General features: G+C 30.9%; 1 protein-coding gene. It reads right to left on the bottom strand.

What is annotated here, in order from left to right; genetic code table 11:
• Positions 1-34 precede the first annotated feature (34 nt).
• Positions 35-436, bottom strand: coding sequence for a hypothetical protein (locus MUW74_RS04240; protein WP_243519295.1), 402 nt, complete (start codon positions 434-436; stop codon positions 35-37).
• Positions 437-1,046 lie beyond the last annotated feature (610 nt).

Below are 1,046 nucleotides of genomic sequence, written 5' to 3'. Positions count from 1 at the left end.
TATCAGCACAAATTAACAAATGTCAGATGAAATATCAACTACTACAAGTTAGGTATGTCTCTAGTTTAGCTTTCTTTTTAGATTCAAGAGGCATATTGCTGTTTCTGAAGAAATTAAAATAATCGCGGAGTGCTGTTATATCACCCTTATTATATATTTCTATAAAGAGTCTCTCTTGTTCGGCAGCTATCTGGCACTTTTTATCTCGTTTTTTCGATAGCTTTTTTTTATTTTGCTCCAACGTTTGCGGAGTTTCTGCTGCGTTTACACCAACGAGTAAGTTATTTTCCTCATCGTTTTCTCCATCCATATAGTCGCTACTATTACTATTATATTTAGTGCAAGCAATAGTACAAAATAGGCGTAAAATGAGCACTAGAGAGGCCGCTGATTTTAAACAAGACCACTCAACAGGTAAAATAAATCTGATAGCCATGATGATTCTGGTTTAATTAATTTGGATTTTAAATACCAAGCATTACTAAGTTCATAAAAAAATAAAAAATTCTATAAAAAGATTGACTTTTTTGAAAAACTTCTATATACAATTTTTTTAAAAAAAACAATAGTTTGAGAAAAAATTTTGGATAAAAAAAACAATAATAGTTATATCTCACATTCTTTATCTCTATTACGAATTTTAAGGAATTAGTTTTTTGTCCAATTTTTGGCAGACTGGCTTGGCTTAAGCTAGAGCAAATTATAGCATCTATTAAAGACCCTTTTTGTACAAAAAATATATTGAAATAAATTGATTATTAGTTCTTTTTAATTGTTTTTCTATCTCTTTTTTTCTAGATTCACAAATGAACACACGATGCATAGCTAGCTTTCATTACCGTTCATTATTAAGAAGAAGGGGTACCTTGCTAAATAGCAGCCTAAGCAGGTGAGGTAGTGTGGATAGCCCATATTATATGGGTTATCCATTAACCTAGCTCACAGCTGCTTGGTAGTGATTATATGGCATACATTAGTTAAACAATCAATACTTATGAAAACAAAAAAAAGATACACACGTTACAAGGTAGGTCTATTCATCGGCT

It is taken from the genome of Candidatus Cardinium sp. cBcalN2 (assembly GCF_022810445.1).
GTDB lineage: Bacteria > Bacteroidota > Bacteroidia > Cytophagales > Amoebophilaceae > Cardinium.
Note: the sequence above shows the minus strand (reverse complement) of the source record. Positions and strands in the feature narration are given on the sequence as shown.

What these genes read in the sequence shown, in the direction of transcription:
- MUW74_RS04240 (WP_243519295.1), bottom strand. Translation starts at nt 436, where the DNA reads ATGGCTATCAGATTTATTTTACCTGTTGAGTGGTCTTGTTTAAAATCA.